The organism is Paenibacillus sp. FSL K6-2441, from assembly GCF_037964765.1.
GTDB classification, from domain to species: domain Bacteria; phylum Bacillota; class Bacilli; order Paenibacillales; family Paenibacillaceae; genus Fontibacillus; species Fontibacillus phoenicis.
In genome coordinates this window covers 3,311,567-3,324,720 of sequence record NZ_CP150174.1, presented here as the reverse complement: position 1 = coordinate 3,324,720, position 13,154 = coordinate 3,311,567, and the positions used below count along the sequence as shown (strand labels likewise).

The 13,154-nt window shown below is 52.2% G+C and carries 17 protein-coding genes and 1 pseudogene; 10 read left to right on the top strand and 8 right to left on the bottom strand.

The window, feature by feature from the left end; genetic code table 11:
• The first annotated feature begins 82 nt into the window (after positions 1–82).
• From NSQ80_RS15275 to NSQ80_RS15245, 7 genes are all read left to right on the top strand, one after another.
• Positions 83–727, top strand: a complete 645-nt coding sequence (locus tag NSQ80_RS15275) for an amino acid ABC transporter permease (RefSeq protein ID WP_009224296.1) — start codon at positions 83–85, stop codon at positions 725–727.
• Between the two features lie 19 nt (positions 728–746).
• Positions 747–1,493, top strand: a complete 747-nt coding sequence (locus NSQ80_RS15270; protein WP_009224295.1) for an amino acid ABC transporter ATP-binding protein — start codon at positions 747–749, stop codon at positions 1,491–1,493.
• 22 nt (positions 1,494–1,515) lie between these two features.
• The gene (locus NSQ80_RS15265; protein ID WP_016311267.1) at positions 1,516–1,938 is read left to right on the top strand and encodes an OsmC family protein; all 423 of its coding nucleotides are present in this window, start codon (positions 1,516–1,518) and stop codon (positions 1,936–1,938) included.
• Between the two features lie 111 nt (positions 1,939–2,049).
• Positions 2,050–2,949: a manganese catalase family protein gene (locus NSQ80_RS15260; protein WP_009224293.1), complete on the top strand. Its 900-nt coding sequence runs from the start codon at positions 2,050–2,052 to the stop codon at positions 2,947–2,949.
• 156 nt (positions 2,950–3,105) lie between these two features.
• Positions 3,106–3,963: an ABC transporter ATP-binding protein gene (locus NSQ80_RS15255; protein WP_339299735.1), complete on the top strand. Its 858-nt coding sequence runs from the start codon at positions 3,106–3,108 to the stop codon at positions 3,961–3,963.
• Positions 3,932–4,612 (top strand): ABC-2 transporter permease, encoded by a 681-nt coding sequence (locus tag NSQ80_RS15250; protein WP_323077273.1) that lies wholly within the window; start codon positions 3,932–3,934, stop codon positions 4,610–4,612. The genes NSQ80_RS15255 and NSQ80_RS15250 overlap by 32 nt, the downstream gene beginning before the upstream one ends.
• Positions 4,609–4,974, top strand: a complete 366-nt coding sequence (locus tag NSQ80_RS15245) for a GntR family transcriptional regulator (protein ID WP_085168734.1) — start codon at positions 4,609–4,611, stop codon at positions 4,972–4,974. Before NSQ80_RS15250 ends, NSQ80_RS15245 begins: the two co-directional genes overlap by 4 nt.
• On the opposite strand, the gene NSQ80_RS15240 is transcribed toward NSQ80_RS15245, so the two are convergent.
• From NSQ80_RS15240 to NSQ80_RS15225, 4 genes and pseudogenes are all read right to left on the bottom strand, one after another.
• Entirely contained in the window at positions 4,975–6,258 is a 1,284-nt protein-coding gene (locus tag NSQ80_RS15240) for a glycoside hydrolase family 27 protein (protein ID WP_339299732.1), read from the bottom strand.
• A 113-nt stretch (positions 6,259–6,371) separates the two neighbouring features.
• The gene (locus NSQ80_RS15235; protein WP_339299730.1) at positions 6,372–7,253 is read right to left on the bottom strand and encodes an AraC family transcriptional regulator; all 882 of its coding nucleotides are present in this window, start codon (positions 7,251–7,253) and stop codon (positions 6,372–6,374) included.
• A gap of 472 nt (positions 7,254–7,725) precedes the next feature.
• Entirely contained in the window at positions 7,726–7,980 is a 255-nt protein-coding gene (locus tag NSQ80_RS15230) for a TRAP transporter large permease subunit (protein ID WP_232282256.1), read from the bottom strand.
• A 64-nt stretch (positions 7,981–8,044) separates the two neighbouring features.
• Positions 8,045–8,140 (bottom strand): annotated as a pseudogene (locus NSQ80_RS15225) (DNA-binding response regulator); the annotation flags it as partial.
• A 131-nt stretch (positions 8,141–8,271) separates the two neighbouring features.
• On the opposite strand from NSQ80_RS15225, the gene NSQ80_RS15220 reads away from it, so the two are divergent.
• The gene (locus NSQ80_RS15220) at positions 8,272–8,490 is read left to right on the top strand and encodes a hypothetical protein (protein WP_009224279.1); all 219 of its coding nucleotides are present in this window, start codon (positions 8,272–8,274) and stop codon (positions 8,488–8,490) included.
• A 5-nt stretch (positions 8,491–8,495) separates the two neighbouring features.
• The gene (locus NSQ80_RS15215; RefSeq protein WP_339299727.1) at positions 8,496–9,176 is read left to right on the top strand and encodes an S-layer homology domain-containing protein; all 681 of its coding nucleotides are present in this window, start codon (positions 8,496–8,498) and stop codon (positions 9,174–9,176) included.
• 62 nt (positions 9,177–9,238) lie between these two features.
• On the opposite strand, the gene NSQ80_RS15210 is transcribed toward NSQ80_RS15215, so the two are convergent.
• Positions 9,239–10,219 carry a glycoside hydrolase family 43 protein gene (locus NSQ80_RS15210; protein WP_009224277.1) on the bottom strand — a complete coding sequence of 327 codons (981 nt, stop codon included), beginning with the start codon at positions 10,217–10,219 and terminating at the stop codon, positions 9,239–9,241.
• A 232-nt stretch (positions 10,220–10,451) separates the two neighbouring features.
• Here NSQ80_RS15210 and NSQ80_RS15205 point away from each other — a divergent pair, with 232 nt between their 5' ends.
• Positions 10,452–11,672 (top strand): oxalate decarboxylase family bicupin, encoded by a 1,221-nt coding sequence (locus NSQ80_RS15205; RefSeq protein WP_260071885.1) that lies wholly within the window; start codon positions 10,452–10,454, stop codon positions 11,670–11,672.
• Here the strand turns inward: NSQ80_RS15205 and NSQ80_RS15200 are convergent.
• The 3 genes from NSQ80_RS15200 to NSQ80_RS15190 all read right to left on the bottom strand — a co-directional run bounded on the left by NSQ80_RS15200 (position 11,657) and on the right by NSQ80_RS15190 (position 13,120).
• On the bottom strand, positions 11,657–12,040 hold the full coding sequence (locus NSQ80_RS15200) for a hypothetical protein (protein WP_260071884.1): 384 nt from the start codon (positions 12,038–12,040) through the stop codon (positions 11,657–11,659). The two genes, NSQ80_RS15205 and NSQ80_RS15200, sit on opposite strands and share 16 nt — an antisense overlap.
• A 2-nt stretch (positions 12,041–12,042) precedes the next feature.
• Positions 12,043–12,642 carry an ImmA/IrrE family metallo-endopeptidase gene (locus NSQ80_RS15195; protein WP_339299724.1) on the bottom strand — a complete coding sequence of 200 codons (600 nt, stop codon included), beginning with the start codon at positions 12,640–12,642 and terminating at the stop codon, positions 12,043–12,045.
• A gap of 121 nt (positions 12,643–12,763) precedes the next feature.
• Entirely contained in the window at positions 12,764–13,120 is a 357-nt protein-coding gene (locus NSQ80_RS15190; protein WP_036644664.1) for a helix-turn-helix transcriptional regulator, read from the bottom strand.
• Positions 13,121–13,154 lie beyond the last annotated feature (34 nt).

Sequence of the window (13,154 nt, the reverse complement as noted above, 5' to 3'; positions counted from 1 at the left end):
AAAGGATAAGGCCTTGAAGAATTCGTATTTTTTCATGGCCTTCTCGCTTTAACCATGGAATCAAAAGGGGATTCAAACGACAATGAATCTGGTATGGGATAACCTTCCTTTCTTGCTGAAAGGTGCTTATTACACGCTGCTTGTTACGGTTGTATCCATGTTTTTCGGACTGATCATCGGTTTGGTGGTTGCGATTGCGCGACTAAAAGGGAATTGGCTGGTTCGCGGAATTGCCCGCGTATATGTGTCGGTTATTCGAGGTACGCCGCTTCTTGTCCAAATTTTTATCGTTTATTACGGGGTTGTAGATTACGGAATTACGCTGGGTCCGCTGACAGCCGCTTATGTGGCATTGAGCATCAACGTGGGCGCCTATCTGTCTGAAACGTTCAGAGGGGCGATTCAGTCAATTCCGAAGGGCCAGACGGAAGCCGCTTATGCGACGGGCATGACGGGCTGGATGACGATGAGAAGAATCATTCTGCCGCAAGCAGCTCGGGTGGCCATTGCTCCTATGGGTAATACTTTTATCGGAATGCTTAAAGAGACGGCGCTGGTGTCGGCCATTACGGTCACCGAGTTGCTGCGTTCAGCGCAGCTGCTGATCGCTCAATATTATGTCTATATGCCTTTTTTCGTTGGGATCGCCGCCATGTATTGGATCATGAGCACTGTGTTCTCGGCCATTCTGAATGCGGTGGAGAAGCAGTTGTCCAAAGTATATTGAGGCATGAGGTGGAGCAAATATGATTCAAACGACAGGATTGTCCAAGTCTTTTAACGGAGCAGAGGTGTTGAAAAGCATTGATCTGCATGTAGCTCCCAAAGAAATCGTTGTGCTGCTCGGACCAAGTGGTTCCGGCAAAAGCACCCTGCTGAGATGTCTGAACGGCCTTGAGGAGCTGGACGGCGGATCGCTTGAGGTGAATGGTGTTCGAGTGGACGCATCCATGCCGTCTAAGAAGAAACAGGCCGCCTTCCGTGAAATTCGTCGTCATACGGGAATGGTCTTTCAGCAGTTTAACTTATATCCGCACAAGACAGCGCTTGGCAACGTGATCGAATCGCTGTTATCTGTGAAGAAAATGAAAAAAGAAGAAGCCGTACAGATCGGCGAACGACTGCTGGATCGGGTTGGACTGTTGGCGAAGAAGGATGAATATCCCTCGAGGCTGTCCGGCGGCCAGCAGCAGCGGGTGGCAATTGCCCGAGCATTAGCCATGGAGCCGGCGATCATGCTGTTTGACGAGCCTACTTCAGCTCTTGATCCCGAGCTTGTCGGAGAGGTGCTGGAAGTTATGCGCCAGCTGGCCCGGGATGGGATGACGATGGTCATCGTCACTCATGAAATGAAATTTGCCCGTCAGGTCGCCAATCGGATCGTGTTTATGGATGGCGGTGTAATTGTGGAATCGCAGGAACCGGAAGTTTTTTTTCAGAATACGGAGTCCGAAAGAGCTCGTAAGTTTATCAATCAACTTCAGGAGCATTAACAACAGAAAGTAGGTAATGATGATGAAGGTTATGACAACCTGGAATGGAAAACGTTTGTTTACATCAGTCGGGGATTCCGGTTATCCGGTAAGAATGGACGCTACGCCAAAATACGGCGGCGACGGCACAGGTGCAACACCCATGGAGCTTTTGCTGGCCGGACTGGCCGGATGTATCGGCATTGACATCACCATGATTCTGAATTCATTCCTTGAGAAGATCACTTCACTAGAGATCGAAGCGGACGGTACCCGGAAAGAGCAGAATCCGTCCGGCTTTACCGCCATTGAGCTGATCTTCCGCGTTGAAGGAGACATTCCAGATTATCAAATTTGGAAAGCTATTCAAATGGGCAAAGAGAAATATTGTGCTGTATCGGACTCGCTGAAGGCCGACATCAGCTACAGACTGATTCTCAACGGTCAAGAGGTTTTCCAGCCATAAACAAAAGGCACTTCCACACCAAAGCTTCGGACGATCAATACCCGTCCGGCATAATATCCGAGCTATCCCCCGTAGGCTTTTAGTAATTGAGACTTATGGGGAGGTACATGCATGTTTAAACGCGTAAACCGATTGGCCATTGAATTGCCCAGACCGAAAGCCCCGGATCCGAATGGCGCCAGCGTCGTTCAGGAACTGTTAGGCGGACGGTTTGGTGAAATGTCTACGCTAAATAACTATTTGTTTCAGTCCTTTAATTTCCGGGGAAAAAGCAAGCTCAAGCCGTTTTACGACCTCGTCGCGAGTATTACGGCAGAGGAGTTTGGTCACGTTGAGCTGGTGTCGAATACGATCAATTTAATGCTGGAAGGTACGACTCGTCCCGGGGATCCGGATTCCACTCCGTTAGGGAATACGAAGGATCTTCGTTTCTCCCCTCACTATATTGAATCCGCTCAGACCTCTCTGCCGTATGACTCAATGGGGCGTCCTTGGAACGGATCGTACGTCGTTAGCAGCGGCAACTTGATCTTCGACTTGCTGCATAACTATTTCCTGGAGTGTGGTGCACGGACGCATAAGGCCCGCGTCTATGAAATGACCGATCATCCGACGGCCAGAGCAATGATCGGTTATCTTCTTGTGCGCGGCGGCGTGCACGTGTTGGCGTATGCGAAGGCGCTTGAGATCGCAACCGGAGTGGATGTCACCAAAATGCTGCCCATCCCGAAAATTGAAAATCGGAAGTTTGATGCGACCCGTCCTTGGGAAGCCGCTGGTGAGCATCGCAGATTGTATACGTTCAGCGATCATGACTATCACGGCATCGCCCAAATTTGGCGCGGCCAGCATCCGACGGACGGCGGCAGGCTGGAAGCATTTGCCGGACTGCCGGGGTACAGCGGCGAAATTCCAGAACTGGAGCCGATTCAGGAGGAATTCGCCCCCGGCATATCGCCAGAGGATTTGGTGGAAATCGCGAAACGGCTGCAACGCGCCGCTGGGCTCTGAGTTTTGTACGAATACTCTGATTTTGAACACCCGTCAACTGCAATGTTGAGCGGGTGTTTTTTTACATATGAAAGGCGGCCTTCGGTTGACGCCTCCTCCCATCCGTGATATATTGTGTATACACGATATACACAATTTAAAAAGAGGGGGTATTCCATGCTGGCATTAGATGTTCGACATATTCATAAGAAATTCCCCGCCTTTGAGCTGAAGGATGTTTCTTTCCAGTTGGAGAAGGGATACATCATGGGCTTTATCGGAGTTAACGGTGCAGGGAAAACGACGACGATCAAGTCGATTTTAAATATGACTCGGATCGACAGCGGTGAGGTTTACATTCTGGGCAAGAACATGGCGGAACATGAGCTGGAATTAAAGCAGGAGATAGGATTTGCTTTCGGGAGCATTGATTTTTACACGCGCAGTAAGATTAAGACGTTGACGGATACCATTAAGAGGTTTTATGAAAATTGGGACGATCAAATCTACTCCTCCTACATGAAGAGATTTAACTTGGATGAGAATAGAAAGATCGCCGAACTGTCAACGGGCATGAAGGTCAAATACAGCCTGACGCTTGCTTTGTCCCATGGGGCCAAGCTGCTGATCCTCGACGAGCCGACCAGCGGGCTGGATCCGGCTTCACGGGATGACCTGCTGGATCTTTTTCAGGAGCTGATTGCTGATGGCGAGGTGAGCATTCTGTTCTCCACCCATATTACCTCCGACTTGGAGAAGTGCGCAGATTATATTACCTTTATCTCAAACGGGCAAATTGTGCTGAGCGGGGAGAAGGATGAATTCAAAGAATCCTATCTCCTCGTGAACGGTTCCGAGGGCCAGCTTGCACAGGTGAAGGAGCGGATGATTTCCTACAAAACGAACTCGTTTGGCTTTACGGGCTTGATCCATGCGGATGACTTTGACCCGACTTCGGGAATCCGAGCCGCCACGCCAAGCTTAGAGGATATTATGATTTACTATGCGAGAAAAGGGGGGCAGAACCATGATTAATTTGATCCGAAAAGATATCCGACTGGGTGTACATCCTCTATTATTGAGCATGCCTGTGTTAATGGGCGTTTTGATGTTTGTTCCTGGCTGGATTTACTTCATAGTGATTTTGTATTTTTGTTGGATCACCATCCCCAATATGTTTAACCAACTGAGAGCACAAAACGATTTGATGTTTACCTCGATGATGCCTGTTACGAAACGGGACATTGTGAAAGCGCGGATTATCGTGATCGCCGGACTGGAATTAGCGCATGTGGTGATTGCCCTAATCTTTGGCCTGGTCAGTCAGCGCTTCTATTCGGATATAACCTACTTCTTCTTCCCGCCGAACTTAGGATTCTTTGGTCTCTGTTTGGTGATGCTGGCGATCTTTAACCTGATTTTTATTCCGATGTATTACAAGACGGCGTATAAATTTGGTATGGCACTGCTGATCTCCACTGTAGCAGCTACATTGTTTGCAGGGATCACCCAGTGGATCGGGATCGCGAATTCGGGGATGAATCGTATGTTTTATGGGACGGAAGCGAATCATTTGGCAGTTCAAGCCTATATTCTGATCGCAGGAATCGTGATTTTCATTGCGCTTACCGCAGTGGCTTACCGGATGGCGGTCAAACGATTCCTTCAAGTGGAGATCCAATGAACATCGCGATATCCAATACTTCGGAGAAACCGATCTATCAGCAACTGTTCGAGCAAATCAGCGCCCAAATTCTAAAAGGGGAGCTGGAGAGCGGCTATATCCTGCCGCCCATCCGGCAAGCCGCCCATGAGCTGCGGGTGAGTGTCATCACCGTCAAGAAGGCGTGGGAAGAACTTGAGCGGCGCGGCTTGATCCATACGGTGACCGGCAAAGGGTGTTTTGTCGCTGAATTTTCCCCCGAAGAGATGCAGCGCATCCGCAACGAAATGGTGATGGAACAGTTGGCTAGCGAAGTGTCCTATTACAAGTCCTTTGGTCTGACCTTGGATGAGATGATTGAGTTGTTGAAGAAGGTGTACTGACTATTCCAACCGATACAACCGCACCCCGTGCGGCGGGATCGTAGTCCGAAGCTCCCCAGCCGTCGTAAGCTCCGCGGGAGCTTCGCTCCACAGCTCGGTTCCGGAAGAAATGCCGGATAAACCGATTTGCTCCAGAGGGAGCTCCAGCGGCAGCGCGCTTTCCCCTACATTAAAAACAGCTGCATAGTTGAACCCTTCGGGATGGTCGGCTGTCCAAATGATCAGGTCGTCTTGCCGAAGGGCTTCTTTGGCGCCGCGGCTTTCCCGGTGCATCCGCAGCACCTCGCGGTTGGTCAGCAGCGACAAGGTCCATTCGTCGTTGTCTCGGAGTTCCCCGCCAAAGATCAGCGGCGAACGGAAAATGCTCCAAAGCGACATCATCGTTAATTGTTCGTCGCGGGTGAACCGGGTCCAGCGATCCGCCCCGCCGCCGTCCACCGAGCGGATGCCGATATGCCCCAGCGGCAGCATGTCGCAGTCCGGCCATGACCCGGCTTGCGGGACGCCCTGCCATGCCCGGCAGCGGTCGAACATGTCCCTTAGCAGCGGCCACTGGTCCCAGAAATCGTCCGTCATGCGCCACATGTTGGCATGTTCGGCGAAGAAAGCTGCAAGCTCCACCGGAGCCGGTCCGGGGGATAAGCTGAGCACCATCGGACGGCCGCAGCGCTTGATCGCCTCGGAGATCAATGCAATTTCGGCTTGGTGGGTGCCGTAAAGCCGGGAAGCGGCAATATCGTCCACTTTTACGAGATCAACGCCCCATGAGGCATACAAGGCAAAGAGCGAATCATAATAGGCCTGCGCCCCTTCTTTGGAGGCATCCACACCGTACATATCGGTATTCCAGGGACAGATCGAATTGGGATGTGCAATATCACGTGCGGTTGCGGTCGTCCCCAAGATCGGTGTGGCGGCGTGAACGGCTTGCCGCGGAATGCCGCGCATGATATGAATGCCGAATCGCAGCCCGAGGCTATGCACATAATCCGCTAACGGCTTGAAGCCTTGGCCGCCGGCCGCAGAGGGGAAGCGATTCTCGGCAGGCATCAGCCGGGAATAGCCGTCCATCACAAGCGGAACAAACGGCCGATATTGAGACGAAAGGGCTCCTGGTTCATACCATTGAATATCCACGGTGATATAGTTCCAACCAAAGTCTTTCAGATGCTTGGCCATGTATTCCGCATTGCCCCGAATCTCTTCTTCCGTCACAGCTGCGCCGTAGCAGTCCCAACTATTCCAACCTAGCGGTGGAGTTGGGGCAATCTGCTGATGGTTCATTTGCAAAACTCCTTTACGGATGGATCTTTATTGCTCTTGTTAGGTTCATCTTACCTAAAGGAGTTTTGCTATATCTATAGTAACTTTGCGATATGAATAGCAAAATATTGCGTTTAATCGAAGAACAGCTTGCGATAGACCAGACTTTCGCCCCCGCTGCGGAACTCTCCGGGGGTGAGCCCGGTCAAACGGCGGAAGGCCTTAATGAAGTAGCTTCCGCTGGAGTAACCTACCCGCTCAGCAATGGTCTCAATGCTAAGTGACGTACCGCGAAGCAGGTCCATCGCTTTTTCGGTGCGGACACGGGTCAGATAAGCGCCTGGCGTAAGTCCCGTACTGTCCGAAAACCGGCGGATCAAGTGGTACTTGGACAAGCCAACATGCTCGGAGAGCTGATCGATGCTGATCATCTGCGCATAGTTGCTCTCCATCAACTCGGCGGCGCGTTTGACGCTCTCCGGCCAGTTCTTTTTGTCTTTCCGCGACGTGACCTGCATTCTGGCTAATTCTGTGACGAACTGATAAACGCAAGACGAGGCGATGAAGGGATCGGTGATGCGACCTGCCCCTGCATCGGTGACGATCATACGCGCCAACCGCACCGGTGCGGAGTCTGCGGGAAGATGAAGAACTTCTCCGGCTTCGCTGAGGAATCTTCGCCATAAGGGGAGAACCACATTCGGCCGGAACAGCAGGAACAAGAACTCCCAAGGCGCTGCAGCTTCTTCCGGGTAATAATAGCGATGGGAACTCGGAATTTCGGCGAGGAACGCTTGTCCGGCGGTAACGCGGTGAGATCGCTCGCCCAACTCAAAGACACCTTCTCCGGAGAGGGTATATTGGAACAGGAGCAAAGGCCCGTCCGTTCGCTCTAATCCATCCCAATAATAAGAGGGATCCGTGATCGAGTCATAGCCGGCGGCAAATAATACGCACAGCGGGAGTTCCTGATCTTCAGCGAACCGGAAGCCATAAGTTCCTCTTGTCATGACCATAGGGATCCTCCTTACCACTTCAAGTTTGGAACGAAAAGGCCATTATCCCATAAGTATAAAGGAGAAAACATACGGTGGACAAAGAAATGCAATAACAAGCCCTTGTCAGGCACCAACACTTTCGTTTTATAAAGCAGGTGGATAAAAGTTCCTTCTTACGCATCCCATCATGACCTGTTATAGTGGACCCGGAAAAACCATATAAGGGGAAGGTCATGATCAAAGTACTTATCATTTACGATGAATCCAATTATCCCGCATCATTGGTTTGCGACCTTAAGCGTGAAGCCATTCAGGTGGAAAGCGTGCAGGACGGGGGAGAAGGCGCTTCGTAAAACCGCTGTTTTCAAGCCGGATGTATTGATTCTGGATCTAGCCGCTCCCCAATATAAAAGGTACGAGGGTCACCGCGTGCCGCTAGATAGTAGCCAGCCAGGGGTGATTGTGCTGAGTGAACAAAACGACATTGCCGTTAAAGTGCGTGCCCTCGAACAGGTATCATGAACAAAATGATATAAGGGTTATCTGATACATCAAGGAACAGATCAGTCAGCAAAGAAGGGACTTGCAGATAAGCGAGAATCCAGCCGAAGGCATCGCTTGCGGCGATCTGGAACAGCACCATCGCCACCGTGCGAAACGTCCGCTTGAACACAAGGCCGACCTGACGAAGCGGGACGTCCCGGTAAACAAAGAAGGTGGGGACAAACGCATATACGCAAGCGATTGCCCCGGCCTTCGTCGCCGTAAACCAACCGCTGGCAATCCCGGGTCATTCCAGTTTGGCGGCTCCGCAGTACGGCATGAATCCGGGCGATAACCTCTTCCGGAACAAAAGGCTTGATCATGTAATCGTCCGCCCCGCCGTCCAAGCCCGCCAGCCGGTCCGGGGCGTACGGTGATGTGGAAGGTCGACCTACTCAATTAATGGATAGCCTCAACGCTGTGGGCGATCGCCTGTGCGCAATTTTACACCGGTGATGATCTGGCCAATCTGGATAGCTATGGCCTGGAACTGTTGACCAACGATGAGGTGATTGCCGTCAACCAAGCCGGCCGTCCGGCGCATGCAGTCTCAATGGCTACCAATCAGCAGGTGTGGTACGCTAATAATGGGGAAGGAACGTACACCGTAGCTTTGTTTAATCTGGGAACTAAAGGCGCATCCATGAATGTGAAGTGGAGCGACATCTTGTCTGGACGGCGCCGCTTCGGTCCGCGATTTGTGGGCCCATAAGGAGCTTGGCGATTTGCATATCTGGATTGTCCAACAGCCTGCACACGATCAAGCTGGTGAAAAAATCAGGCCGATTTATGCTGGATGCGTTTAGAATGCAAATTCCCGACCTGATTAACCTCACCGAAGCGACCTTTGATAAGGAGCCGTCCGCTCAAGAGGATATCCAACATTTCAGCACTTTCGCTTTGGTGAAGACGGCCGCAGCATTGTCGACGCATAAAGCCTATATCAGCGGTTATCCCGGGGGTCTGTTCAAACCGGAGAACTGTATCACTCGTGCGGAGATGGCCGCCATGTTGGCCAAGGCGGTGGATCTGAAGGAGACGGCAGAGGCGCATAGATTCAGCGATGTTCCGGCAGGTCATTGGGCCGCTGAGGCGATTGCCAAAGCGTCCAGAATGGGCTTGATGCAAGGCTATGCCGATGACAGCTTCAAGCCAGAACAGCCTGTCACACGGGCGGAAATTACGGCAATCGCCGTGAAGTTGATGAAGTCGGCTGCAGGGCAGCAAGGCGCAGGCTTCTCGGACTCCGCCGGTCATTGGGCGGAGCAGGCGATCCGAGCGGCCCAAGCGGCGGGTATCGTCAGCGGATATGCTGATGGCAAGTTCCGGTCTGCGAGATTGCGGAAGCATCGACAGAGCACACCGCGATGCCGAGAGCAGAAGGCGGAGAACTGCTGAAATAAAATAAAAGAGGAGCGCCACCCGGCTTGCTTCAGCCGATGGGCGCTCCATCTTTGTGCTTATTTATATGGATCGATGGTTTGGATGGTGCCGTCCGGATTGTAATGCAACTCGGTGTATTTGACGCTGCGTTTGTGGTTCACGCCGCCGGACAACGAGCTGTCATGGTAGAACAGGTACCATTTATCTTGGAATTGCACGATCGAATGGTGTGTGGTCCAGCCGATGACAGGCTCCAGGATTTTACCTTTAAATACGAAAGGACCTTGCGGGTTCTTACTGATCGCATAAACCAGTGTATGGGTCGTTCCGGTGGAGTAGGACAGGTAGTAATACCCGTTGTATTTGTGCACCCACGGCCCTTCGAAATAACGGCGATCCTCGTCTCCGGCTAACAGCGGATTGCCATCTTCATCCACAATCGAGATTTCCTGCGGTGCCGATTTGAAGGTAAGCATATCATCGCTAAGCTCGGCGAATCGCGGTCCCAGTGCTGGAGCGTCCGGTGCTGGTCCTTCGGCGTCCGGTTTGAAGGTGCCGGTTTGCCATTTCTCCAGCTGACCGCCCCAAAGTCCGCCGAAATACATGTATGCACGATTGTCGTCATCCACGAGCACGGCCGGATCGATGCTGAAGCTGCCTGGAATATAGCTTTCTTCCGCCTTGAAAGGTCCGGCAGGCGAAGAGCTGGTGGCTACGCCAATGCGGAAGATGCCTTCTTTGTCCCGTGCGGGGAAGTAGAGGTAATACGTATTGTTCTTGTAAGCTGCATCCGGAGCCCACAATTGCTTGCTGGCCCATGGGATATCACGCAAATGCAGCACTTCGCCGTGGTCGACGCACGGAGAGTTGAAGTCGTCCAGCGAGAGGACATGGTAGTCCTCCATCGCGTATTGGTCGCCGTTGTCGTTGTCGGGACCGTCGTGATCAATGTCATGGGATGGATAAATATAGATCTTGCCTTCATACACATGGGCAGATGGGTCTGCAGTATAAATGTGTGTAACAAGTGGTTCATTCGGACGTACAGGTTTTTCCACAAGGATTCCCCTTTACCTAGTTAGTTTGTTGACTAAACTTACTAACTTTAATTATACAGAAGCTTGGGCAACTATCAAGCTCTTGAAGTTATTTTCTCCGAAATCGTCGGATTTTATGGGAAATGTGGGAATGAATCACAACATATTTTTGCTAATTCAGGAATAGGATCACTGTGTAAATATGAATTGGTAAAAATTAACAATAGCATGTCCAGAACGAGGAGTGATGTGAATGTCGGATCATTTGGATTCATCCGATTCAAGACAGCCGGAAAACCAAGCTGCCGGGATATCGTCGATCCCCCAGCCGATCCGAGATGATGGCAGCGGAGCCACCGATACCGGCCCCCGGGACGTGATGCGGGATCGCGAAAACCCCGATATGCTGGTACCTCCGGTGACCGATAACGGATTGATTCCGAATCTGAAGTTCTCTTTTTCAGATACGCATATGCAGTTGAACCATGGGGGATGGTCCCGGGAAATTACGGTTCGGGAGCTGCCGATCGCTACGACGCTGGCGGGGGTCAATATGCGTCTGACGCCGGGGGGAGTGCGGGAGCTGCATTGGCATCAACAGGCGGAATGGTCGTTTATGATCTCAGGAAGGGCACGGATCACGGCGGTGGATCAGGACGGACGGAACTTTATCGCCGATATGGGCGTGGGGGATTTGTGGTATTTTCCACCGGGGATTCCTCATTCGATTCAAGGGCTGGAGGAAGGCTGCGAGTTTCTGCTAGTATTTGATGACGGTAATTTCTCCGACTTAAATACGTTGTCCATCTCGGACTGGTTTGCCCATACGCCGAAAGAGGTGCTTTCCGCGAATTTTGGCGTACCTCGTAAAGCGTTTGACCGCATCCCCAAAGAGCAGGTGTATATCTATCAGGACCGTGTCCCGGGGCCAATCGACACGCAAAGGATCGAATCGCCTTACGGAGAAATTCCTGTCAGCTTCAAGCATAGCCTGCTGGCCCAGAAGCCGATCCAAACGCCGGGCGGGACCGTGCGAATTGCGGATTCCAGAAATTTTCCCATCTCCAAGACGATTGCGGCCGCCCTTGTGGAAATCAAGCCCGGCGCGATGAGGGAGCTGCATTGGCACCCGAACAACGACGAATGGCAGTATTATTTGTCCGGGAAAGGACGGATGACCGTATTTGCTGGTAACGGCGCCGCCCGGACATTTAACGTTAGAGCAGGGGATGTGGGGTATGTTCCGTTTGCCTATGGCCACTACATTCAAAATACCGGTGACCGCAGCATCTGGTTCTTGGAAATGTTCCGCAGTGACCGGTTTGCCGATATATCGCTTAATCAATGGATGGCGCTGACGCCGCGGGAGCTGGTGCAGAGCAATCTGAATGTGGGGCCGCTGCTGATGGACGCGCTTCGCAAACAAAAGTGGCCGGTGGTAAAATACGACCGCCCCAATCAACCTCGCTCATAACCCAGGACTTCCGTGGCGTCGTCCATCTGCAAGACCAGGCGCTGGATATCAGAGGGATCGCCGCAGCGGGCAGCGATTTGCGGTAGACGGATGCCAAGCACCCTTCGCGATGGAACGGAGGTCGTCGTGCCCGGCTCGCAGACTGTGGTATATTCCGACGGTTCCTGCTTGGGACGAACCAGATCCTCCAGCAGGACAGATACGCAGGGCAGATCGCCAAAGTCCTCGGACGTAAACGGCTCAAATGGTCCCGAAACCGGGAGGTACAGCGTCTCCGACCAATCCACGTCCCCCGGCTGAATATCCACAATCAACTGCAACGGACGGATGGAATCGGTGTAAAAATCGCAATACGCCGCAATCCGCATCCCTATCGCCCTCCTCGACCACCGATTTGTCGTTCCAGCTGGGACAGCACCCGCCGGGTTTCCGGCGACCAATTCTGCTCCGCTTCGCGCTGGCGGCGGGTTGCCTCCTGGGCTGCTGCGATGAGGCTGCCTTGCAGCACCCGCCGTTGGATTTGGTCCAGCCGCTGCTCCGCCAGCTCCAGGGGGACCTGGAACTGTTCGGCGATGTAGACAATCGCTTCGCTGCGATGATCCGGCACCGGCAGCTTAGCGAACATAAAGAAAGGAATGGCGGCATACAGCACAAACTGCTCGGCCTCGGTCTCTTGGGCATGCATGAACAGTTCGGTCATCCTCCGCTGATCTCCGGCATGGCGCAGCACATGGCAAAGTTCATGGAAGAAGACGACCCGGGCCTGATCCGACTTCATCATTTTGTTCAGGAAGATCACATTCTCCTCGTTGTCCGAAAAGGACGGGTGATTCCCGTAAACCAATCCGATCCCAAAGGCTTCAGCGATGCGGTCGATGTCGAGATCGGCGGGGGACGATATCCCGTGGTTCAGATATTTTGTATTCATCCACTGCTCCAGATGGGTCTCACGATAATAGGCGTACAACATTCAAGTCACCTCTTGAATAAGAATGTATGTTCGGTCTAAGATCCGAAATAAGGGCCCTTAGGATCAGGGCCGTTGTACTTGTCTTGTAGACTTTATATGTAGTTATTTATCTTCGAATGATTTAGCCTTTAGCCTCGTCTCCGTCCAGCAGCTTCTTCTTCTGCTCCCGATACGCTTTGAGGGCTGCCTCCATCATGGCGATTTCATCCGCCGTATACGCTTCAGGTCCTCCGAAAAAAGACAAGCTCATGCCTTTCTCCGCTGCAGGAGACGGGTCGTTGGTCCGGCCCAGCAAATAATCGGCGCTGGTATCCAGAGCGTCAACGATATTACGCAGCACCTCCGGATCCGGCTTGCGGTCGTTTGTCTCATACCGGGACAGCTGAACGACCGAAATTTCGGCTTGGGAGGCGAGGTCTTTTTGCGTGAGCTGACGTAGTTCACGAAGATATTTGATCCGTTCGCCTAGCGTTTGCATGGTTACTCCTCTTCCTAACCGTTTCATTTAGTGT

Bases quoted from the DNA above. Each gene is read 5' to 3' on its own strand.
- NSQ80_RS15240 (WP_339299732.1), bottom strand. From the start codon at position 6,258: ATGAACCATCAGCAGATTGCCCCAACTCCACCGCTAGGTTGGAATAGT.
- NSQ80_RS15235 (WP_339299730.1), bottom strand. From the start codon at position 7,253: ATGGTCATGACAAGAGGAACTTATGGCTTCCGGTTCGCTGAAGATCAG.
- NSQ80_RS15190 (WP_036644664.1), bottom strand. From the start codon at position 13,120: ATGCAAACGCTAGGCGAACGGATCAAATATCTTCGTGAACTACGTCAG.
- NSQ80_RS15260 (WP_009224293.1), top strand. From the start codon at position 2,050: ATGTTTAAACGCGTAAACCGATTGGCCATTGAATTGCCCAGACCGAAA.
- NSQ80_RS15270 (WP_009224295.1), top strand. From the start codon at position 747: ATGATTCAAACGACAGGATTGTCCAAGTCTTTTAACGGAGCAGAGGTG.
- NSQ80_RS15195 (WP_339299724.1), bottom strand. From the start codon at position 12,642: ATGTTGTACGCCTATTATCGTGAGACCCATCTGGAGCAGTGGATGAAT.
- NSQ80_RS15275 (WP_009224296.1), top strand. From the start codon at position 83: ATGAATCTGGTATGGGATAACCTTCCTTTCTTGCTGAAAGGTGCTTAT.
- NSQ80_RS15255 (WP_339299735.1), top strand. From the start codon at position 3,106: ATGCTGGCATTAGATGTTCGACATATTCATAAGAAATTCCCCGCCTTT.
- NSQ80_RS15205 (WP_260071885.1), top strand. From the start codon at position 10,452: ATGTCGGATCATTTGGATTCATCCGATTCAAGACAGCCGGAAAACCAA.
- NSQ80_RS15200 (WP_260071884.1), bottom strand. From the start codon at position 12,040: ATGCGGATTGCGGCGTATTGCGATTTTTACACCGATTCCATCCGTCCG.
- NSQ80_RS15245 (WP_085168734.1), top strand. From the start codon at position 4,609: ATGAACATCGCGATATCCAATACTTCGGAGAAACCGATCTATCAGCAA.
- NSQ80_RS15250 (WP_323077273.1), top strand. From the start codon at position 3,932: ATGCGAGAAAAGGGGGGCAGAACCATGATTAATTTGATCCGAAAAGAT.
- NSQ80_RS15265 (WP_016311267.1), top strand. From the start codon at position 1,516: ATGAAGGTTATGACAACCTGGAATGGAAAACGTTTGTTTACATCAGTC.